Genomic DNA, 20,629 nt, shown 5'->3' on the forward strand with positions numbered 1-20,629 from the left:
GTTTTGCCCCGTCTTACGCCAAGTCTCGGCGTTAAGCGTGCATTCAGCATTTGTCAGGTCGAACCAATCCCCGTTTCAAGCATCTATAACCCCGTTCTCCGAGGTTATAGCCGGGGCGCCAGACCCACGACGGTCGGGCTCGACGGCTGACACTGCACTCTGCAATCCATATGAATTTGATAGGGAAGGAACACCACAATGGCTTTGACTAAAGACCAACTGATCGCTGATATCGCTGAAGCTATCGACGCGCCAAAAACCACCGCGCGCGCAGCGCTGGACCAACTGGGCCAGATCGTTGCTGATCAGCTGGAAAATGGCGGCGAAATCACTCTGCCAGGTATCGGCAAGCTGAAAGTGACCGAGCGTCCTGCCCGTACTGGCCGTAACCCTTCGACTGGCGCTGCCATCGAAATCGCTGCCAAGAAAGTTATCAAGCTGGTTGTGGCCAAAGGCCTGACCGACGCTGTTAACAAGTAAGACGCAGTAAAAAAACCGTGCTCCGGAGTGATCCGGGCACGGTTTTTTGTTGCCTGCGATTTGGCATTTAACGGTAGGAGCGAGCTTGCTCGCGAAAAACGTTAACGATAATGCGGTCATCCTGGATGCACGCGGTGCCTACGAGATCTTCGCGAGCAAGCTCGCTCCTACAGGTGGGTGCTATCGCACCCAGCGCTGGCGCCAGATCTGCTGTTCGTTCTTGGTCTGGAAGGTCCAGGCCACAAAGCGGCTCTGCTTCTGCCCCTGGGACATTTCCACCACCTGGCTTTCCAGCACGCCGGCTTTTTTCAGCGCGGTCTCGATCGCGGGCAGGTTTGACGCTTTTGACACCAGGGTGCTGAACCACAACACCTTGTGGGCAAAGTGTGCACTTTCAGCAATCAGTTGCGTGACGAAACGCGCTTCACCACCCTCGCACCACAGCTCGGCCGACTGGCCACCGAAGTTCAGCACCGGCAACTTGCGCTTGGGGTCGGCCCTGCCCAGGGCGCGCCATTTACGCTCGCTGCCCTTGGTCGCTTCATCCATGGAGGCATGGAACGGTGGGTTGCACATGGTCAGGTCGAAGCGCTCGCCCGGTTCCAGCAGGCCCAGCAGGATCTGCTTGGGATTGGGTTGCTGGCGCAGCTCGATGACCTTGCTCAGGTCGTTGGACTGCACGATGGCCCTGGCGGCAGCCACGGCGATAGGGTCGACTTCCGAGCCCAGGAAGTTCCAGCGGTATTCCATGTAGCCAATCAGCGGGTAGACGCAGTTGGCGCCCATGCCGATGTCCAGCACCTTGACGATGGAACCGCGCGGAATCTTGCCGTCGTTGACGCTGGCCAGCAGGTCGGCAAGGAAGTGCACATAGTCGGCACGCCCCGGCACCGGCGGGCACAGGTAATCGGCGGGGATGTCCCAGTGCTGGATGCCATAGAACGACTTGAGCAACGCCCGGTTGAACACCCGCACCGCATCCGGGCTGGCAAAGTCGATACTTTCCTTGCCGTAGGGGTTGATGATCACGAATTTCGCCAGCTCGGGCGTGGTCTTGATCAGCGCCGGGAAGTCGTAACGGCCTGTGTGGCGGTTGCGCGGATGCAGGGTAGCCTCTTTGCGTGGCACGACGGGTTTGGCCGTGGCTGCGGCCTTGGGCTTCTTGCGTGGAGGTTTGGGCGTAGTGGGGGCGGTCATGTTGATTCTGGGTTTGGCTCAAAGTGGTGGGCATTGTCACACATTCTTGAGGTGCCCTCGGTCAAATGTGGGAGGTGGCTTGCCCCCGATAGCGGTGTAACAGCCAAAAAGATGTCGACTGACACACTTCCATCGGGAGCAAGCCCCCTCCCACATTGACTGTATTGCCAGTGAGGGATTGGTGAAAACCAGGTAAAAAAAAGAGGCCCGAAGGCCTCTTTCTCACGCGGGGTCCACCTTACAAGCTGGAAATCCGCGCATGTTGCTCGGCCAGTTTGCCCAAAGCCTGTTCAGCTTCGGCCAACTTGGCGCGCTCCTTCTCGATGACTTCCGCCGGCGCCTTGTCGACGAACGCCGCGTTGGACAGTTTGCCGCCCACGCGCTGTACTTCGCCTTGCAGGCGGGCAATTTCCTTGTCGAGTCGAGCCAGTTCCGCGCCCTTGTCGATCAGGCCGGCCATCGGCACCAGCACTTCCATCTCGCCGACCAATGCGGTGGCGGACAGCGGTGCTTCGGCGCCTGCAGCCAATACGGTGATCGACTCCAGCTTGGCCAGTTTCTTGAGCAACGCGTCGTTCTCGCTGAGGCGACGCTGGTCTTCGGCACTGGCGTTCTTGACGAACACGGCCAGCGGCTTGCCTGGGCCGATGTTCATCTCGGCGCGGATGTTGCGCGTGCCGAGCATCAGGGTCTTGAGCCATTCGATATCGCTTTCGGCAGCCTCATCGATACGGGCTTCATTGGCCACCGGCCAAGGTTGCAGCATGATGGTCTTGCCTTGGATACCGGCCAGCGGCGCCAGGCGCTGCCAGATTTCTTCGGTGATGAACGGCATGAACGGATGCGCCAGGCGCAGTGCCACTTCCAGTACACGCACCAAGGTGCGACGGGTGCCGCGCTGGCGTTCGACCGGCGCGTTTTCGTCCCACAGCACTGGCTTGGACAGTTCCAGGTACCAGTCGCAATACTGGTTCCAGATGAACTCGTACAGCGCCTGTGCGGCCAGGTCGAAACGGAACTGGTCGAGCTGTCGGGTCACTTCGGCTTCGGTGCGCTGCAGCTGCGAAATAATCCAGCGGTCGGCCAGGCTCAGTTCAACGGCTTCGCCGTTCTGGCCGCAGTCTTCGCCTTTATCCAGCACGTAGCGCGCGGCGTTCCAGATCTTGTTGCAGAAGTTGCGATAGCCTTCGACGCGGCCCATGTCGAACTTGATGTCGCGGCCGGTGGAGGCCAGCGAGCAGAACGTGAAGCGCAGGGCGTCGGTGCCGTAGCTGGCAATGCCGTCGGCGAACTCGTCGCGGGTCTGCTTCTCGATCTTCTTCGCCATTTTCGGCTGCATCATGCCCGAGGTGCGCTTCTGTACCAGCGCTTCGAGCTCGATACCGTCGATGATGTCCAGCGGGTCCAGGACGTTGCCCTTGGACTTAGACATCTTCTGGCCCTGGCCATCGCGTACCAGACCGTGCACGTACACGGTCTTGAACGGAACCTGCGGGGTGCCGTCGTCGTTCTTCACCAAGTGCATGGTCAGCATGATCATCCGGGCAACCCAGAAGAAAATGATGTCGAAGCCGGTGACCAGCACGTCGGTGGGGTGGAATTTTTCGAGGAACTCGGTTTTTTCCGGCCAGCCCAAGGTGGAAAACGTCCACAGGCCAGCGCTGAACCAGGTGTCCAGTACGTCGTTGTCCTGATTCAGCACCAGGTCCGCAGGCAGGTTGTGCTTGGCACGCACTTGGGCTTCGTCGCGGCCTACGTAGACCTTGCCCGACTCGTCGTACCAGGCCGGAATCCGGTGGCCCCACCACAGCTGACGGCTGATGCACCAATCCTGGATGTCGCGCATCCACGAGAAGTACATGTTCTCGTACTGTTTGGGCACGAACTGGATGCGACCGTCTTCCACGGCGGCAATCGCCGGCTCGGCCAGCGGCTTGGTGGACACGTACCACTGGTCGGTCAGCCACGGCTCGATCACGGTGCCGGAACGGTCGCCCTTCGGCACTTTCAGCGCGTGGTCATCCACGCTCACCAGCAAACCGGCGGCGTCGAAGGCGGCGACGATCTGCTTGCGCGCTTCAAAGCGGTCGAGGCCGGCGTATTCGGTCGGGATCTGGCCGTCGATGCTCTCGTTCAGCGTGCCGTCCAGGTTGAATACCTGGCAGGCCGGCAGAACGGCGGCGTTCTTGTCGAAGATATTGAGCAGCGGCAGGTTGTGGCGCTTGCCGACTTCGTAGTCGTTGAAATCGTGGGCCGGGGTGATTTTCACGCAGCCGGTGCCGAACTCAGGGTCGCAATAGTCGTCCGCGATGATCGGGATGCGGCGGCCCACCAGCGGCAGCTCGACGAACTTGCCGATCAGTGCCTGGTAGCGCTCGTCGTTCGGGTTAACCGCGACGGCGGCGTCGCCGAGCATGGTTTCCGGACGGGTGGTGGCGACGATCAGGTAATCGTTGCCTTCAGCGGTCTTGGCACCGTCAGCCAGTGGGTACTTGAGGTTCCACAGGAAGCCTTTCTCGTCGTGGTTTTCCACTTCAAGGTCGGAAATCGCTGTGTGCAGCTTGGTGTCCCAGTTGACCAGGCGCTTGCCGCGGTAGATCAGGCCGTCTTCATGCAGGCGCACGAAAGCTTCCTTCACCGCTTCCGACAGGCCATCGTCCATGGTGAAGCGCTCGCGGCTCCAGTCCACGGACGAGCCCAGACGACGGATCTGACGGCTGATATTGCCGCCGGACTGGTCTTTCCATTCCCAGATTTTCTCCAGGAATTTCTCGCGGCCCAAGTCGTGACGGTTTTGGCCGGTGGCTTCCAGTTGGCGTTCCACCAGCATCTGGGTGGCGATACCCGCGTGGTCGGTGCCCGGTTGCCACAGGGTGTTGCGACCCTGCATGCGGCGGAAGCGGATCAACGCATCCATGATCGCGTTATTGAAGCCATGGCCCATGTGCAGGCTGCCAGTGACGTTCGGCGGCGGAATCATGATGGTGTAGGAGTCGCCCGCACCTTGTGGGGCGAAATAGTTCTCGGACTCCCAGGTGTTGTACCAGGAAGTTTCGATAGCGTGGGGCTGATAGGTCTTATCCATGCGCGGCGGGACCCTAGTTGGCATTTATTCAGGAAAGCCGGCAAGTATAACGGGGGGGAGCAGCTGCAAGCTACAAGCTGCAAGCCAATTGCAGTGCTCTGAACTTGCAGCTTGCAGCTAATTACTTGTAGCTGCGGCGATCAGCCGCTCCATCCGCGCATCCATCCGCCGCTTGATCTCGGCTTCGATATGCGGGGCAAAGTCGTCGATCACGTCTTGCATGATCAGTTGCGCGGCGGCGCGCAGTTCGTTGTCCAGGTGCAGCAGCAAAGCGTCGGGGGCTTTTTCTGCGGCGGGAGCGGGTTCTGGCACCACTGGCTCCGGTGCAGCAGGCTTGTTGCCGATCATGTCGAACAACAGCGGAATCTGTACCTCGCCCTCGACCGGTTCGGTCAACAGCGGCGGTTGTAAACCATCATCACCCAGCAACTGGCGGATCGACTCGAGGTCGTCCAGCAGGTGGTCGTCTTTTTTCAGCGGGTTGGGCGTGTCCATCATGTACTCAAAGTCGTTGTAGCCGGTGATCCTGCAGAGGATAGCCCTGTTCGCGGTAGAAACGGAAACTCTCCCGCGCGGCCTGACGAATAGCCGGGTCTTCCACCACCACTTCCGCCACGCGGGCGAATGCTTTGGCGAAGGCCGGTACTTTCAGGTCGAGGTTGACCAGCAGGTCATGGTGATCGCCGCAATGGTCCCCCAGGCCCAGCACTACCAGGCTGTCGGGTTCAGATTCGGCGGGGCCGTGGGGCACGAAGCTTTCGCCCTTGAAGCGCCACAGGCGCGCATCGAGGTCCTCGCGCTGGGCGGCATCGCTGCAATGCAGGTAGATGCGATGGCCCATGCGCCAGGCTTTTTCGGTGAGCTTGCAGGCAAAATCCAGGCGCGCGGACGGGTCGGCGCTGGGCAATATATAGAAGTCGACTTGGGTCATTGCGGTTCCTGAGACCGGGACGACAGGGTGATCGTCCCGGAATTTGTAGGAGCGAGCTTGCTCGCGAAAAACGCAAGGTCGCCGCGATTGACCTGATGTACCAAGTCATCGTTAACGACCTTCGCGAGCAAGCTCGCTCCTACAGGGTTAGGCTTTGGCGCGATCGAGCAGGTACTGGGTCAGCAGGGGGACCGGACGGCCAGTGGCGCCTTTGTCCTTGCCGCCGCTGGTCCAGGCGGTGCCGGCGATGTCCAGGTGCGCCCAGTTGAAGTTCTTGGCGAAGCGCGACAGGAAGCACGCGGCGGTGATGGTGCCGGCTTTCGGGCCGCCGATGTTGGCGATGTCGGCGAACGGGCTGTCCAGTTGCTCCTGGTACTCATCGAACAGCGGCAGCTGCCAGGCGCGGTCATCGGCGGCCTTGCCGGCGCTGAGCAGTTGCTCGATCAGTTCGTCGTTATTGCCCAGCAGGCCCGACGTGTGGGCCCCCAGGGCAACCACGCAGGCACCGGTCAAAGTGGCGATGTCGATCACCGCCTGCGGCTTGAAGCGTTCGGCATAGGTCAGCGCGTCACACAGCACCAGGCGACCTTCGGCGTCGGTGTTGAGGATTTCCACGGTCTGGCCGCTCATGGTCGTGACGATATCGCCTGGGCGGGCAGCGCCGCCGCTCGGCATGTTCTCGGCGCAGGCCAGGATGCACACCAGGTTGACCGGCAGCTTGAGTTCCAGCACGGCACGCAGGGTGCCGAACACACTGGCGGCGCCGCCCATGTCGTACTTCATCTCATCCATGCCGGCGCCTGGCTTGAGGCTGATGCCGCCGGTGTCGAAGGTGATGCCTTTGCCGACCAGGGCGTAAGGCTTCTCGGACTTCTTGCCGCCGTTGTATTGCATCACGATCAGGCGTGGCGGCTGGTCGCTGCCCTGGCCCACGGCATAGAACGAGCCCATGCCCAGGTCCTTGATCTTTTTCTCGTCCAGCACTTCAACCTTCAGGCCCTTGAATTCTTTACCCAGCGCCTTGGCCTGTTCGCCGAGGAAGGTCGGGTGGCAGATGTTCGGCGGCAGGTTGCCCAGGTCGCGGGTGAACGACATGCCCTTGGCGATGGCCTGGGCGTGGGTCACGGCGCGCTCGACTTCAGCCTGGGCGGCCTTGATGGTCAGCAGGGTGATCTTCTTCAGCGCGCGGGGTTCGGCTTTCTGGCTCTTGAACTGATCGAAGATGTAGCCGCCGTCCAACAGGCTTTCGGCCAGCAGGCGGGTCTTGCCGTAGCTGTCGCGGCCTTTGACAACGATTTCATCGAGGGCCAGTGCCGCATCGGTGCCGCCCAGGCCCTTGAGGGTGCTGAGGATGGCGCTGATGATTTTGCGGAAAGGGCGGTCGCCCAGCTCGGCGTCTTTACCCACGCCCACCAGCAATACGCGCTCGGCCTTGAGGTTGGGCAGGCTCTGCAGCAGCAGGCTCTGGCCTACTTTGCCGGCCAGGTCGCCGCGCTTGAGCACGGCGCTGATGGCGCCGCCGCTCAGTTCATCCAATTGCTTGGCGGCAACGCCGAGTTTGCGGCCTTCGCCGACGGCGACCACGAGGGTGGCGGTTTTCAACGTTTCGGGGCTAACGCTTTTTACAACCAATTCCATTTTCGGGTCCCTTATAAAGGTCGGTGAGCCTGGCGTTTGTACCCAGGCTTTAAAGCTTGGCAGCGTTGTAAACCGCCAGCGACAAAGGCCGCAGTTTGAACCTCGCCGGCGGAGCCTGACAACCCTCCAAGCACGCTTTGTGCGCGCGCATGAGGTTGCGCAGTGACAGGCGCGGTCAATCACAGGATAATGCGCCATCTTTTTAGCCGGCCCGCGCAAACGGGTCGACTCGGTATGCTTGCTTGTTTGGCCGCCTTAGCCTGACAACCCTGGAGTGTCTGGTTTGATCGTCTTCCGTTATCTATCCCGCGAAGTCCTGTTGACCCTGAGTGCCGTGAGTGCGGTATTGCTGGTCATCATCATGAGTGGTCGTTTCGTCAAATTCCTCGCGCAGGCCGCCTCGGGCGCTCTGGATCCGGGCTCTTTGTTCCTGATCATGGGCTTTCGCCTGCCGGGCTTTTTGCAGCTGATCCTGCCGCTCGGCCTGTTCCTTGGCATTCTGCTGGCCTATGGCCGGTTGTATCTCGAAAGCGAGATGACGGTGCTGTCGGCTACCGGCATGAGCCAGCAGCGTTTGCTGGCCATGACCATGGTGCCGGCCGCCGGTGTGGCCCTGGTGGTGGCGTGGTTGAGCCTGAGCCTGGCGCCTCAAGGGGCCATGCAGTTCCAGCTGCTGCTGAACAAGCAGGACGCGATGACCGAGTTCGACACCCTCGAACCCGGGCGTTTCCAGGCGCTCAACGACGGCACGCGAGTGACCTACACCGAAGAGATGACCGAAGACCGTTCCAACCTGAGCGGTGTGTTCATCTCCCAGAAAAACCTCGGCGCCGACCAGAAAGACCGTGGCATCTCGATCCTGGTGGCCGACGGCGGTCGCCAGGAAGTACGCCCCGACGGCAGCCGCTACCTGATCCTGGACAACGGCTATCGCTACGATGGCAGCCCAGGGTTGGCCGATTACCGCGTGATCAAGTACGACACCTACGGCGTGATGCTGCCCAAGCCGGACATCAGCGACGAGGTCACCGACCGCGATGCGCTGCCGACCGCGTCGCTGTTCGGTAGCCAGGAACTGCGCTCGATCGCCGAACTGCAATGGCGCCTGTCGTTGCCGCTGCTGGTGTTTATCGTGACCTTGATGGCGGTGCCGCTGTCGCGCGTCAACCCGCGTCAGGGTCGATTCCTCAAGCTGCTGCCGGCGATCCTGCTGTATATGGCCTACCTGACCATCCTGATTTCCGCCCGTGGCTCTCTGGAGAAGGGCAAGATACCGCCCGCCCTGGGCCTGTGGTGGGTGCACGGGATTTTCCTGGTGATCGGCCTGGGACTTCTGTACTGGGAGCCTATCCGTTTGAAAATGAAGAGCCGTCGTGGCCTGAAGGAGTTGGCTCGTGGCTAAGCTCGATCGCTACATTGGTAGCAGCGTACTGATCGCCATCCTGGCGGTACTGGGCATTATTCTGGGCCTGGCCTCGTTGTTTGCCTTCATCGACGAAGTGGGCAACGTCACCGATACCTACACGGTCATGGACGTACTGAGCTTCGTGGCGCTCACCGCGCCGCGGCGTCTCTACGACATGATGCCGATGGCCGGCCTGATCGGTTGCCTGATCGGCCTGGGCACCCTGGCGAGCAACAGCGAGCTGACCATCATGCGCGCCGCGGGCGTGTCCATCGGCCGTATCGTCTGGGCGGTGATGAAACCCATGCTGCTGCTGATGGCGTGCAGCGTGCTGATCGGCGAATACGTCGCGCCGCCGTCCGAAGCCACCGCCCAGGCCAATCGCGCCCTGGCCCAGGGTTCGGGCGATGCGCAAAGCTCCAAGCACGGCCTGTGGCACCGTCAGGGTGACCAGTTCATCCACATCAACGCCGTGCAGCCCGGCGGGCTGTTGGTCGGGGTGACGCGCTACACGTTCGACAAGGAGCGGCACATGCTCAGCTCCAGTTTCGCCAAACGCGCGCAGTACGATGGCGAGAAGTGGCAACTGAGCGACGTCACCACCACGCTCTTCCACAATGTGGGCGAGGGCATCAAGGCCAGCACCGAAGTGGTCAACGAACCCACCCAGACATGGGACATCGCGCTGAAACCGGAACTGCTCAACACGGTGATCATGGTTCCGGAAACCCTGCCCATCTCGGGGCTGTGGAGCTACATCCACTACCTCAAGGAGCAGGGCCTGAATAACGGCCGCTACTGGTTGGCGTTCTGGGTCAAGGTGTTGCAACCGGTGGTCACCGCCGCGCTGGTGTTGATGGCGATCTCCTTTATCTTCGGCCCGTTGCGGTCCGTGACCCTCGGCCAGCGGGTATTCACCGGCGTGCTGGTGGGCTTTACCTTCCGCATCGCCCAGGACCTGCTGGGGCCATCGAGCCTGGTATTTGGCTTCTCGCCGTTATTTGCGGTGCTGGTACCCACGTTTATCTGCGCCGTCGCCGGGTTCTGGTTGTTGCGCCGAGCCGGCTGATTACACGCACGTGAAGTGCCACCCACTGTAGGAGCGAGCTTGCTCGCGAAAATCTGCGAAATGACGCGCTCATTCAGGATTAACGCGACATCATTGACGATCTTCGCGAGCAAGCTCGCTCCTACAGTATTAAGCCCCGTGGAAACGGGGCTTTTTTGTGTTGGTCAGCAAAGATGACGTCCGGGCTGAGCATCAGGTACAATTCCCGGCTATTTTTCAGCGGGCAATCTGCCTGCAGCCTTTTTGAGTGTTGATCCGTGAGTGATTTGAGTCATATCCGCAATTTCTCCATCATCGCCCACATTGACCATGGCAAGTCGACGCTGGCCGATCGGTTCATCCAGATGTGCGGCGGCCTTGCCGAGCGTGAGATGGAAGCCCAGGTCCTGGACTCCATGGACCTCGAGCGTGAACGCGGGATCACCATCAAGGCCCATAGCGTTACTCTGTATTACACCGCCAAAGATGGCATCAAGTACCAGCTGAATTTCATTGACACCCCCGGCCACGTTGACTTCACCTACGAAGTCAGCCGCTCGCTGGCGGCCTGTGAAGGTGCCTTGCTGGTGGTCGACGCCGGCCAGGGCGTCGAGGCCCAATCCGTGGCCAACTGCTATACCGCCATCGAGCAGGGCCTTGAGGTCATGCCGGTGCTGAACAAGATCGACCTGCCCCAGGCCGATCCGGACCGTGTCAAAGAAGAAATCGAAAAAATCATCGGCATTGACGCCACCGACGCCGTCGAGTGCAGCGCCAAGACCGGCCTGGGCGTTGATGAAGTGCTCGAGCGCCTGGTCAAGACCATCCCCGCGCCAACCGGCAACTACGAAGATCCGCTGCAGGCGTTGATCATCGATTCCTGGTTCGACAACTACCTGGGCGTCGTTTCCCTGGTGCGCGTGCGTCACGGCCGCGTGAAGAAGGGCGACAAGATCCTGGTCAAGTCCACCGGCAAGATCCACCTGGTGGACAGCGTTGGTGTATTCAACCCCAAGCACACCGCCACCACTGACCTGAAAGCCGGTGAAGTAGGCTTCATCATCGCCGGTATCAAGGACATTCATGGGGCACCGGTAGGTGACACCCTGACCTTGAGTTCCACTCCCGATGTCGACGTGCTGCCGGGTTTCAAGCGCATCCAGCCGCAGGTCTACGCCGGTCTGTTCCCGGTCAGCTCCGACGACTTCGAAGACTTCCGCGAAGCCCTGCAGAAACTGACCCTTAACGACTCGTCGCTGCAGTACACCCCGGAAAGCTCCGACGCCCTGGGCTTCGGCTTCCGTTGCGGGTTCCTGGGCATGCTGCACATGGAAATCATCCAGGAGCGCCTGGAGCGCGAGTACGACCTGGACCTGATCACCACCGCGCCAACGGTTATTTTTGAGCTGGCGCTGAAAACCGGTGAAACGATTTACGTCGACAACCCGTCCAAGCTTCCGGATCTGTCGTCCATCGAAGACATGCGCGAGCCGATCGTGCGGGCCAATATCCTGGTTCCGCAGGAGCACCTGGGCAACGTCATCACCTTGTGTATCGAAAAACGTGGCGTGCAGCACGACATGTTGTTCCTCGGTACCCAGGTGCAAGTGACCTACGATTTGCCGATGAACGAAGTCGTCCTGGACTTCTTCGACCGTCTCAAATCCACCAGTCGCGGCTATGCTTCGCTGGATTACCATTTCGACCGTTATCAGTCGGCTAATCTGGTGAAACTGGATGTGCTGATCAACGGCGACAAGGTCGATGCCCTGGCACTGATCGTGCACAAGGACAACGCGCACTACAAAGGTCGCCAGTTGACCGAAAAGATGAAAGAACTGATTCCGCGCCAGATGTTCGACGTCGCGATCCAGGCCGCCATTGGCGGGCAGATCATTGCGCGGACATCCGTCAAGGCTCTCAGAAAGAACGTACTGGCCAAATGCTACGGCGGTGACGTAAGCCGTAAGCGCAAGCTGCTTGAGAAGCAAAAGGCCGGTAAAAAACGCATGAAGCAAGTGGGCAACGTGGAAATTCCACAAGAAGCCTTCCTTGCGGTGCTCAGGTTGGATAGTTAGGTCCTATGTCGCTAAATTTCCCGCTGTTGCTGGTCATCGCCGTTGCCGTTTGCGGTTTCCTGGCGTTGCTCGATCTGGTGTTCTTCGCCCCGCGTCGGCGGGCGGCTATCGCGTCGTATCAGGGCAGCGTCAGCCAGCCCGATGCGGTGGTGGTCGAGAAGCTGAACAAAGAACCCTTGCTGGTTGAATACGGCAAGTCGTTCTTCCCGGTGTTGTTCATCGTGCTGGTGCTGCGTTCGTTCCTGGTGGAGCCGTTTCAGATCCCGTCGGGGTCGATGAAGCCTACCTTGGACGTGGGCGACTTCATCCTGGTGAACAAGTTTTCCTACGGGATCCGCTTGCCGGTGATCGACAAGAAAGTCATCGAGGTCGGTGACCCGCAGCGCGGTGACGTGATGGTGTTCCGCTACCCAAGCGACCCGAACGTCAACTACATCAAGCGCGTGGTCGGCCTGCCGGGCGACGTGATCCGCTATACCAGCGACAAGCGCCTGTTCATCAATGGTGAGTCGGTGGCCGAGAAGTTGCTGGGCGCCGAGCCCAATACCCTGGGCAGCGCCGAGCTGTACCAGGAAAAACTCGGTGCGGTAGAGCACCAGATCCGCAAGGAAATGAGCCGCTACCGCGCGATGCCCGATGGCCAGTGGAAAGTGCCGGCCGGGCACTACTTCATGATGGGCGACAACCGCGACAACTCCAACGACAGCCGCTACTGGGATGACCCCAATATTCCCAAGGACCTGCTGGGCATGGTGCCCGACGAGAATATCGTCGGCAAAGCCTTCGCGGTCTGGATGAGTTGGCCGGAACCCAAGCTTAGCCATCTGCCGAACTTCTCGCGGGTGGGGCTGATCAGGTAATACAGGCGGCGCTGTGATCACAGCGCCGAATGCTTTTCTGGGGCTTGGACATTTTCCGGCTCCTTGCAGCAGCTATCAGGATTTGAATTTGAACACTGCGTCAATCGTCGATGGCCGCCGGTGCCACCAACTAGATATGGATAAACCGTGACCGTTTCTCTAAGTCGTCTCGAGCGCCAGCTCGGCTACACCTTCAAGGACCAGGAATTGATGGTCCTTGCCCTCACACACCGCAGCTTTGCAGGGCGCAATAACGAGCGCCTGGAATTCCTCGGTGATGCCATCCTCAATTTCGCCGCCGGTGAGGCGCTCTTCGAGCGCTTTCCTCAAGCCCGTGAAGGTCAGCTTTCGCGCCTGCGTGCGCGCCTTGTGAAAGGCGAGACCCTGGCCGTGCTGGCCCGGGGTTTCGGCTTGGGCGAGTACCTGCGCCTGGGCTCCGGTGAATTGAAAAGCGGCGGGTTCCGTCGCGAGTCGATCCTGGCTGATGCCCTGGAGGCATTGATCGGTGCGATCTACCTCGATGCAGGAATGGAGACGGCCAAGGAGCGCGTGGTCGCATGGCTGGCTTCGGAAATCGAGAGCCTGACGCTGGTCGACACCAACAAAGATCCCAAGACCCGCCTGCAGGAATACCTGCAGTCCCGCGGTTGTGAACTGCCACGCTACGAAGTGGTGGATATCCAGGGTGAGCCGCATTGCCGCGTGTTCTTCGTGGAATGTGAAATCACCTTACTGAACGAAAAAAGCCGAGGTCAGGGTGTGAGCCGTCGTATTGCCGAACAGGTAGCGGCCGCTGCAGCACTGATTGCCCTGGGCGTGGAGAATGGCCATGACTGATTCAACCGCAACACGCTGTGGCTATGTTGCCATCGTCGGCCGCCCGAACGTGGGCAAGTCCACGCTGCTGAACCACATCCTCGGCCAGAAGCTCGCGATCACCTCGCGCAAGCCGCAGACCACTCGGCACAACATGCTGGGCATCAAGACCGAAGGCAACGTGCAAGCGGTCTACGTGGACACCCCGGGCATGCACAAGGGCGGTGAAAAAGCGCTTAACCGCTACATGAACAAGACCGCTTCGGCGGCGTTGAAAGACGTCGACGTGGTGATCTTCGTGGTTGACCGCACCAAGTGGACCGACGAAGACCAGATGGTCCTCGAGCGCGTGCAGTACGTCACCGGCCCGTTGATCGTCGCGCTGAACAAGACCGACCGTATCGAAGACAAAGCCGAGCTGATGCCGCACCTGACCTGGCTGCAGGAACAACTGCCGAACGCCCAGATCATGCCGATCTCGGCGCAGCACGGGCACAACCTCGAAGCCCTGGAGCGCGTGATCGCCGGCTACCTGCCGGAAAACGAGCACTTCTTCCCGGAAGACCAGATCACCGACCGCAGCAGCCGCTTCCTCGCCGCCGAACTGGTGCGCGAGAAAATCATGCGCCAGATGGGCGCCGAGCTGCCGTACCAGATCACCGTTGAAATTGAAGAGTTCAAGCAGCAGGGCAAAACCCTGCACATCCACGCGTTGATCCTCGTTGAACGTGACGGCCAGAAGAAAATCATTATTGGCGACAAGGGCGAGCGCATCAAACGCATCGGCACCGAAGCGCGCAAGGACATGGAATTGCTGTTCGATTCCAAGATCATGCTTAACCTGTGGGTGAAGGTTAAGGGTGGCTGGTCCGATGACGAGCGTGCATTGCGCTCCCTGGGTTATGGCGACCTGTAAGGCCTTGAATACACCGCAGGGCTGAAGATGTGGGAGGGGGCTTGCCAGTCAGTTAAGCGAAAGTGGACCTCTGTAGGAGCGAGCTTGCTCGCGAAAAATGTCCAGGCGACGCGTTCATTCTGAATAAACGCGGAGTGCCTGAGTTCTTCGCGAGCAAGCTCGCTCCTACAAAAAGCCTTAACTGACTGGCATTAGGGCAATCCCCTCCCACATTAGGTTTATGTAGTTTTCAAGATCGAGAACCCATGTCCCAATCCCCGCCCACCAGCCAGCTCGCCTATGTCCTGCACAGCCGCGCCTACCGTGAGACCAGCGCGCTGGTGGACTTCCTCACGCCGCAAGGCCGTCTGCGCGCGGTTTTGCGCAGCGCACGGGGCAAGGCCGGTACGTTGGCGCGGCCCTTCGTGGCCCTGGACGTGGAATTTCGTGGCAAGGGCGAGTTGAAGAACGTCGGCCGCCTGGAAAGCGTCGGCACCTCTGCCTGGCTGATTGGCGATGCGCTGTTCAGCGGGCTCTACCTCAACGAATTGCTGATCCGCCTGTTGCCCGCCGAAGACCCGCACCCGGGCGTCTTCGATCACTACGCCGCCACGTTGCTTGCCCTGGCTGAAGGCCGTCCCCTCGAGCCGCTGCTGCGCGCCTTTGAATGGCGCCTGCTGGATGACCTGGGCTACGGCTTTGAACTGCACAACGACCTGCACGGCGATCCCGTCGCCGCCGACGGCATGTATCGGCTACAAGTGGACGCGGGCCTGGAACGCGTCTACTTGTTGCAACCGGGCCTGTTCCAGGGCGCCGAATTGCTGGCCATGAGCGAGGCGGACTGGACAGCCCCCGGGGCCTTGTCCGCCGCCAAGCGCTTGATGCGTCAGGCCCTGGCCGTGCACCTCGGCGGGCGGCCGCTGGTCAGTCGCGAGTTGTTTCGAAAGCCCTGACATCCCCGTGTATGCTGTGCACCGATTCTTTCCCTTTTCAGGAGCGCTTCCGTGACCACCAGCAATCGCATTCTTCTTGGCGTCAACATCGACCACGTCGCCACCCTGCGCCAGGCCCGGGGCACCGGTTACCCTGACCCGGTCAAGGCCGCGCTGGACGCCGAAGAAGCGGGCGCCGACGGTATCACCGTGCACCTGCGCGAAGACCGCCGTCACATCCAGGAGCGCGACGTGCTGCTGCTCAAGGACGTGCTGCAGACCCGCATGAATTTCGAAATGGGCGTCACCGAGGAAATGATGGCGTTCGCCGAGCGCATCCGCCCGGCGCACATTTGCCTGGTGCCGGAAACCCGCCAGGAACTGACCACCGAAGGCGGCCTCGACGTGGCCGGCCAGGAAGCGCGGATCAAGGCGGCGGTGGAGCGTCTGTCGAAGATTGGCAGCGAAGTGTCGTTGTTCATCGACGCTGACGAGCGCCAGATCGAGGCCTCCCGCCGCGTCGGTGCCCCGGCCATCGAACTGCACACCGGCCGCTATGCTGATGCGACCACGCCGACCGAAGTGGCCGACGAGCTGCAACGCATCATCGACGGTGTGAGCTGCGGCCTTCGCGAAGGCCTGATCGTCAATGCCGGCCACGGCCTGCACTATCACAACGTCGAAGCCGTAGCCGCCATCAAGGGCATCAACGAACTGAACATCGGCCATGCGCTGGTGGCTCACGCGCTGTTCGTCGGTTTCAAAGGCGCCGTGGCCGAAATGAAAGCCCTGATCCTGGCCGCCGCCAAGCACTAAGTGAAGCCATGCAGAGGCTCAAAATGTGGGAGGGGACAAGCCCCTCCCACATTTGATTTGTTGTGATTTCATGAGTGTGGCAATGCGAACCCTTACTGTTTAGCCCGCGCAGGTGTATCGTGTCAGCCCTTTGCGGGCCTTGGCCTGCCGCAAATACGTGAGGTTGTTGTGTCCCGATCCTTTTCCCGTCGACAAATCCTGGGTGGCCTTGCAGGCCTGGCCGTAGTGGGCGTCGGTGCCGGTGGCGGCTACCGCTACTGGCTGGGAAAGGTCGCCGAATCCGAGGCGGGGCACGATTACGAGTTGATTGCCGCGCCGCTGGACGTGGAACTGGTGCCGGGCCATAAGACCCAAGCCTGGGCGTTCGGCCCCTCGGCGCCAGGCACCGAGTTGCGCGTACGCCAGGGCGAGTGGCTGCGGGTGCGCTTTATCAACCACCTGCCGGTGGCCACCACCATCCACTGGCATGGCATCCGCCTGCCGCTGGAGATGGACGGCGTGCCCTACGTCTCGCAATTGCCGGTCTTGCCTGGGGAATACTTCGATTACAAGTTCCGCGTGCCCGACGCCGGCAGCTACTGGTATCACCCCCATGTGAACAGCAGCGAAGAACTCGGCCGTGGCCTGGTCGGCCCGTTGATCATCGAAGAGCGCGAACCCACCGGCTTCAAGCACGAACGCACCCTCAGCCTGAAAAGCTGGCACGTGGACGAAGAGGGCGCCTTTGTGGCGTTCAGTATTCCTCGCGAAGCGGCGCGTGGCGGTACGGCGGGACGCTTGTCCACCATCAACGGCGTGTCCCAGGCGGTGATCGACCTGCCGGCCGGGCAGATCACCCGTGTGCGCCTGCTCAACCTCGACAACACCCTGACCTATCGCCTCAACATCCCGGATGTCGAAGCGCGGATCTACGCGCTGGACGGCAACCCCATCGAGCCGCGCCCGCTGGGCAAGGAATACTGGCTGGGCCCCGGCATGCGGATTTGCCTGGCGATCAAGGCGCCGCCAGCGGGCGAAGAGCTGTCGATCCGCAATGGCCCGGTACGCCTGGGTACGTTCCGCTCGGTTGCCAGCAGCGACGCGCCGAGCGAATGGCCAGCGGCGCTGCCGGCCAACCCGGTTGCCGAACCGGACCTGGCCAATGCGGAAAAACTCAACTTCAATTTCGAGTGGGTCGGGTCGGTGTCGGTCAACGTCGATAACGGCAAGCCGCCGAGCTTGTGGCAGATCAACGGCCAGGCCTGGGACATTACCGATAAGACCTGCGCCGACCGCCCGATTGCCAAGTTGGAGAAGGGCAAAAGCTATATTTTCGAATTGAAGAACATGACCCAGTATCAGCACCCGATCCACCTGCACGGCATGAGCTTCAAGGTGATTGCGTCGAACCGCCACAAGGTCATTCCATATTTCACCGACACTTACCTGCTGGGTAAGAACGAACGCGCCCGCGTGGCGCTGGTGGCGGATAACCCAGGGGTGTGGATGTTCCACTGCCATGTGATCGACCATATGGAAACCGGCCTGATGGCCGCCATCGAGGTGGCGTGATGCGCCAGATTCGCCCGACGATCATCGACCGCAGCCGCGACCAGGACTTCATGCGCGAAGCTTTGGCGCTTGCCGCCCAAGGCGCGGCGCTGGGTGAAGTGCCGGTGGGCGCGGTCCTGGTGCAGGACGGTGAGATCATCGGCCGCGGTTTCAACTGCCCCATCAGCGGCAATGACCCCAGCGCCCACGCCGAGATGGTCGCGATCCGCGCCGCGGCGCAAGCGATCAGCAACTATCGCCTGGTGGGCAGCACGCTGTATGTGACGCTGGAACCCTGCAGCATGTGCGCGGGCCTGATCGTGCATTCGCGGGTCGCGCGGGTGGTGTATGGCGCGCTGGAGCCCAAGGCGGGGATCGTGCAGAGCCAGGGGCAGTTTTTTACCCAGGGTTTTCTCAACCATAAGGTACTGTTCGAAGGCGGCGTGCTGGCCGAGGAGTGCGGTACGGTGCTAAGTGAATTCTTCAAGGCCCGGCGCACCAAACCACCGCTCTAAAGAACACTGATAAGCAAATGTGGGAGGGGGCTTGCTCCCGATGGCGGTGGGTCAGCTACAACTATGCTGACTGACACACTGCTATCGGGAGCAAGCCCCCTCCCACATTTGGATCCCTGTTGTTTCAGGGAGATCGGGATTACTTCTTGGCGATGATGACGGCCCGCATCGGCGCCGGCAGTCCTTCAATGGTCTTGCTGTGATCCTCAGGATCCAGGAAATCACTCAGCGACTGATACTTCATCCACGCCGTCCCACGCTGTTCCTCAATGGTGGTCACGCTCACATCCACGCAGCGCACATCACTGAACCCGGCGCGGCGCAGCCATAGCATCAACGCCGGTACCGAGGGCAGGAACCACACGTTGCGCATCTGCGCGTAGCGATCTTCAGGCACCAGCACCTGCTGCTGGTCGCCCTCCACCACCAGGGTTTCCAGAACCAGCTCGCCGCCTTTGACCAGGGTGTCCTTCAGCGCCAGCAAATGCTCGATCGGCGAACGCCGGTGGTAGAACACGCCCATGGAAAACACCGTGTCGAAGCCTTCCAGGTTTGCCGGCAAGTCTTCGAACGGGAACGGCAGGTGCCATGCCTTGGGTTCGGAAAGGTAACGCTGCACCGCCTGGAACTGGCAGAAGAACAGCCAGTTCGGGTCGACGCCAATCACGCTGTCGGCGCCGGCGCCGAGCATGCGCCACATGTAGTAGCCGTTACCGCACCCCACATCGAGGATGCGCTTGCCCTTCAAGTTCAGGTGCGGCGCCACCCGCGACCACTTCCAGTCCGAGCGCCATTCGGTGTCCACATGCACGCCGAACAGGTGGAACGGCCCTTTGCGCCACGGGCTCAGGCCCATCAGGGCGGTGTGCATTTGCGCGCGGGTGGCGTCATCGCAGTCCGTGTCCAGCACCAGGCCAGTGAGCAGGTCGACTTCGCTGGGTTGGATCTTCGGCAATGCGTCCAAAGCACTTTGCCAACGCTCCAGGTCGCCATGGCCCTTTTCCATCTTGCTATCGAGCTGCGCTTGCAGGCCTTGGGCCCACACGGCCAAAGGAGTGCCCACCAAATGGCGGGCGAGGGGAGACAGATCAATCATGGCAAGGCAATCAACGAGGCAAAGTTAAGACACTGGAACCACGGCACGACTTTCGAGAACCCGGCCGTCAGCAGGCGTTCGCGGTGTTCTTCGAGGCTGTCGGGCTTCATGACGTTTTCGATGGCGCTGCGCTTCTGGGCGATTTCCAGTTCGCTGTAGCCGTTGGCGCGTTTGAACGCGATATGCAGGTCGGTCAGCAGTGCCTGTTCCTGGGCATCGTTGAAGCGCAGCTTCTCCGAGAGGATCAGGGCACCGCCCGGCAGCAGCGACTGGCGGATGCGCCCGAGCAACGCCAGGCGTTCAGCGGGGGCGATAAATTGCAGAGTGAAGTTCAGCGCGACCACTGAAGCCGGCTGGAATTGCAGGGCGAGGATATCGCCTTCGATCACCTCCACCGGCAGCAACTCCTGGAACATCGAATCCTGGCCATTGAGGTATTGGCGGCAACGTTCAACCATCGCCGTCGAGTTATCCACCGCGATCACCCGGCAGCCTTCGGTGCGCACATGGCGGCGCAGCGCTTGGGTCACCGCGCCCAGGGACGAACCCAGGTCGTACAGCACACTGTCCGGCTGGGCGAACTGGGCGGCAAGCACGCCGAGGTTTTCGACAATGGTCGGGTAACCGGGCACCGAGCGCTTGATCATGTCCGGGAACACCCGCACCACGTCCTCGTTAAAGGCGAAGTCCGGCACCTGGGGCAGGGGCTGGGCGAATAGGCGATCGGGTTCTTTGCTCACGGTTGTTCCGGCGACGAGGGGGAAGGCCGGCATTTTAGCCAACTTGGCCCTCGGATGCGCGGGTTGTCTGATGGAAAGCCGAGCAGCGGCTATCGCCAAGGATCTGCTGATCAGTTCACCGTAATGGCGCAGTCGAAGGTCTCGACAGGTTCGGCCTCCGGCTCCCACGGTTGCTGGGAGGTCAGGCGCAAACGGCCTTGCCCTGGGGTAAATGCCTGGAAGCGCCAGGTGGACTGGCCGCCGCCACCGATCACGCCGGATTCGCTGCTGCTGTACACCTCCGGGCTCAGCGCACGCAACACGCCGCCGGCGGAATCCTGGATGGCCCAGCGGTAGCCGGTGGTGGGATTGCTGGGCAGTGTGAGGATCAGGTTCTGACCGGATTTGAGCTGGAGGGGGCAGGCGCTCTGGTCGTCCACGGTGATGTTTTGCTTTGGCGCGTTGGCGCACGCGGCCAGCAGGGCAAGGCTTAAAGGGAGAAGCAGGCGGGCTGCGGTCATGGGGGCTCCGTTGATACACGACGAAGGGCGAGCATAACCGAAGATGGGGCGGGGGTGTGACAGG

The 20,629-nt window shown here is 61.1% G+C and carries 19 protein-coding genes; 11 read left to right on the forward strand and 8 right to left on the reverse strand.

Annotated elements, in window-relative coordinates:
• The first annotated feature begins 198 nt into the window (after positions 1–198).
• Positions 199–480, forward strand: coding sequence for an HU family DNA-binding protein (locus tag QF045_RS08130; RefSeq protein ID WP_005785131.1), 282 nt, complete (start codon positions 199–201; stop codon positions 478–480).
• A 180-nt stretch (positions 481–660) separates the two neighbouring features.
• Here QF045_RS08130 and rlmF read toward each other — a convergent pair whose 3' ends face one another.
• The 5 genes from rlmF to QF045_RS08155 form a co-directional block, all read right to left on the reverse strand.
• Complete coding sequence (gene rlmF / locus QF045_RS08135) at positions 661–1,677, reverse strand: 23S rRNA (adenine(1618)-N(6))-methyltransferase RlmF (RefSeq protein WP_306491761.1); 1,017 nt, start codon at positions 1,675–1,677, stop codon at positions 661–663.
• Positions 1,678–1,915: 238 nt separating this feature from the next.
• Positions 1,916–4,762 (reverse strand): valine--tRNA ligase, encoded by a 2,847-nt coding sequence (locus QF045_RS08140; protein WP_306491762.1) that lies wholly within the window; start codon positions 4,760–4,762, stop codon positions 1,916–1,918.
• A gap of 117 nt (positions 4,763–4,879) precedes the next feature.
• Positions 4,880–5,257, reverse strand: coding sequence for a DNA polymerase III subunit chi (locus QF045_RS08145; protein WP_306491763.1), 378 nt, complete (start codon positions 5,255–5,257; stop codon positions 4,880–4,882).
• A 7-nt stretch (positions 5,258–5,264) separates the two neighbouring features.
• Positions 5,265–5,693, reverse strand: coding sequence for a DNA polymerase III subunit chi (locus QF045_RS08150; protein ID WP_306491764.1), 429 nt, complete (start codon positions 5,691–5,693; stop codon positions 5,265–5,267).
• A 147-nt stretch (positions 5,694–5,840) separates the two neighbouring features.
• Positions 5,841–7,331: a leucyl aminopeptidase gene (locus QF045_RS08155; RefSeq protein WP_306491765.1), complete on the reverse strand. Its 1,491-nt coding sequence runs from the start codon at positions 7,329–7,331 to the stop codon at positions 5,841–5,843.
• Between the two features lie 283 nt (positions 7,332–7,614).
• Here QF045_RS08155 and lptF point away from each other — a divergent pair, with 283 nt between their 5' ends.
• The 10 genes from lptF (at position 7,615) to tadA (ending at position 18,229) form a co-directional block, all read left to right on the forward strand.
• Positions 7,615–8,733: an LPS export ABC transporter permease LptF gene (gene lptF, locus QF045_RS08160; protein WP_306491766.1), complete on the forward strand. Its 1,119-nt coding sequence runs from the start codon at positions 7,615–7,617 to the stop codon at positions 8,731–8,733.
• Entirely contained in the window at positions 8,726–9,805 is a 1,080-nt protein-coding gene (gene lptG / locus QF045_RS08165; RefSeq protein ID WP_306491767.1) for an LPS export ABC transporter permease LptG, read from the forward strand. Before lptF ends, lptG begins: the two co-directional genes overlap by 8 nt.
• Before the next feature lie 257 nt (positions 9,806–10,062).
• Positions 10,063–11,862, forward strand: a complete 1,800-nt coding sequence (gene lepA / locus QF045_RS08170) for a translation elongation factor 4 (RefSeq protein WP_003210439.1) — start codon at positions 10,063–10,065, stop codon at positions 11,860–11,862.
• A gap of 5 nt (positions 11,863–11,867) precedes the next feature.
• Entirely contained in the window at positions 11,868–12,722 is an 855-nt protein-coding gene (gene lepB, locus QF045_RS08175; RefSeq protein ID WP_104501797.1) for a signal peptidase I, read from the forward strand.
• A 147-nt stretch (positions 12,723–12,869) separates the two neighbouring features.
• Positions 12,870–13,559, forward strand: coding sequence for a ribonuclease III (gene rnc / locus QF045_RS08180; protein WP_003188856.1), 690 nt, complete (start codon positions 12,870–12,872; stop codon positions 13,557–13,559).
• On the forward strand, positions 13,552–14,454 hold the full coding sequence (gene era, locus QF045_RS08185; RefSeq protein WP_005785147.1) for a GTPase Era: 903 nt from the start codon (positions 13,552–13,554) through the stop codon (positions 14,452–14,454). Before rnc ends, era begins: the two co-directional genes overlap by 8 nt.
• 245 nt (positions 14,455–14,699) lie before the next feature.
• Entirely contained in the window at positions 14,700–15,389 is a 690-nt protein-coding gene (gene recO / locus QF045_RS08190; protein ID WP_306491768.1) for a DNA repair protein RecO, read from the forward strand.
• Between the two features lie 51 nt (positions 15,390–15,440).
• Complete coding sequence (gene pdxJ, locus QF045_RS08195; protein WP_306491769.1) at positions 15,441–16,184, forward strand: pyridoxine 5'-phosphate synthase; 744 nt, start codon at positions 15,441–15,443, stop codon at positions 16,182–16,184.
• Positions 16,185–16,352: 168 nt separating this feature from the next.
• A complete protein-coding gene (locus QF045_RS08200; protein WP_306491770.1) occupies positions 16,353–17,735 on the forward strand; it encodes a multicopper oxidase family protein in 1,383 nt (460 codons plus the stop codon).
• Entirely contained in the window at positions 17,735–18,229 is a 495-nt protein-coding gene (gene tadA, locus QF045_RS08205; RefSeq protein ID WP_306491771.1) for a tRNA adenosine(34) deaminase TadA, read from the forward strand. Before QF045_RS08200 ends, tadA begins: the two co-directional genes overlap by 1 nt.
• Positions 18,230–18,368: 139 nt before the next feature.
• Here the strand turns inward: tadA and cmoB are convergent, their stop codons facing one another.
• The 3 genes from cmoB to QF045_RS08220 form a co-directional block, all read right to left on the reverse strand.
• A complete protein-coding gene (gene cmoB, locus QF045_RS08210) occupies positions 18,369–19,325 on the reverse strand; it encodes a tRNA 5-methoxyuridine(34)/uridine 5-oxyacetic acid(34) synthase CmoB (RefSeq protein WP_306491772.1) in 957 nt (318 codons plus the stop codon).
• Entirely contained in the window at positions 19,322–20,098 is a 777-nt protein-coding gene (gene cmoA / locus QF045_RS08215) for a carboxy-S-adenosyl-L-methionine synthase CmoA (protein WP_306491773.1), read from the reverse strand. Before cmoA ends, cmoB begins: the two co-directional genes overlap by 4 nt.
• A 77-nt stretch (positions 20,099–20,175) precedes the next feature.
• Entirely contained in the window at positions 20,176–20,565 is a 390-nt protein-coding gene (locus tag QF045_RS08220) for a protease inhibitor I42 family protein (protein ID WP_306491774.1), read from the reverse strand.
• Positions 20,566–20,629 lie beyond the last annotated feature (64 nt).

The sequence above is a fragment of the Pseudomonas sp. W4I3 genome (assembly GCF_030816195.1).
GTDB lineage: Bacteria > Pseudomonadota > Gammaproteobacteria > Pseudomonadales > Pseudomonadaceae > Aquipseudomonas.

Coding starts and splice junctions, on each gene's coding strand:
- tadA (WP_306491771.1), top strand. CDS start 17,735: ATGCGCCAGATTCGCCCGACGATCATCGACCGCAGCCGCGACCAGGAC.
- QF045_RS08140 (WP_306491762.1), bottom strand. CDS start 4,762: ATGGATAAGACCTATCAGCCCCACGCTATCGAAACTTCCTGGTACAAC.
- QF045_RS08150 (WP_306491764.1), bottom strand. CDS start 5,693: ATGACCCAAGTCGACTTCTATATATTGCCCAGCGCCGACCCGTCCGCG.
- QF045_RS08220 (WP_306491774.1), bottom strand. CDS start 20,565: ATGACCGCAGCCCGCCTGCTTCTCCCTTTAAGCCTTGCCCTGCTGGCC.
- QF045_RS08130 (WP_005785131.1), top strand. CDS start 199: ATGGCTTTGACTAAAGACCAACTGATCGCTGATATCGCTGAAGCTATC.
- lepB (WP_104501797.1), top strand. CDS start 11,868: ATGTCGCTAAATTTCCCGCTGTTGCTGGTCATCGCCGTTGCCGTTTGC.
- recO (WP_306491768.1), top strand. CDS start 14,700: ATGTCCCAATCCCCGCCCACCAGCCAGCTCGCCTATGTCCTGCACAGC.
- rlmF (WP_306491761.1), bottom strand. CDS start 1,677: ATGACCGCCCCCACTACGCCCAAACCTCCACGCAAGAAGCCCAAGGCC.
- cmoA (WP_306491773.1), bottom strand. CDS start 20,098: ATGCCGGCCTTCCCCCTCGTCGCCGGAACAACCGTGAGCAAAGAACCC.
- era (WP_005785147.1), top strand. CDS start 13,552: ATGACTGATTCAACCGCAACACGCTGTGGCTATGTTGCCATCGTCGGC.
- QF045_RS08155 (WP_306491765.1), bottom strand. CDS start 7,331: ATGGAATTGGTTGTAAAAAGCGTTAGCCCCGAAACGTTGAAAACCGCC.
- cmoB (WP_306491772.1), bottom strand. CDS start 19,325: ATGATTGATCTGTCTCCCCTCGCCCGCCATTTGGTGGGCACTCCTTTG.
- QF045_RS08145 (WP_306491763.1), bottom strand. CDS start 5,257: ATGGACACGCCCAACCCGCTGAAAAAAGACGACCACCTGCTGGACGAC.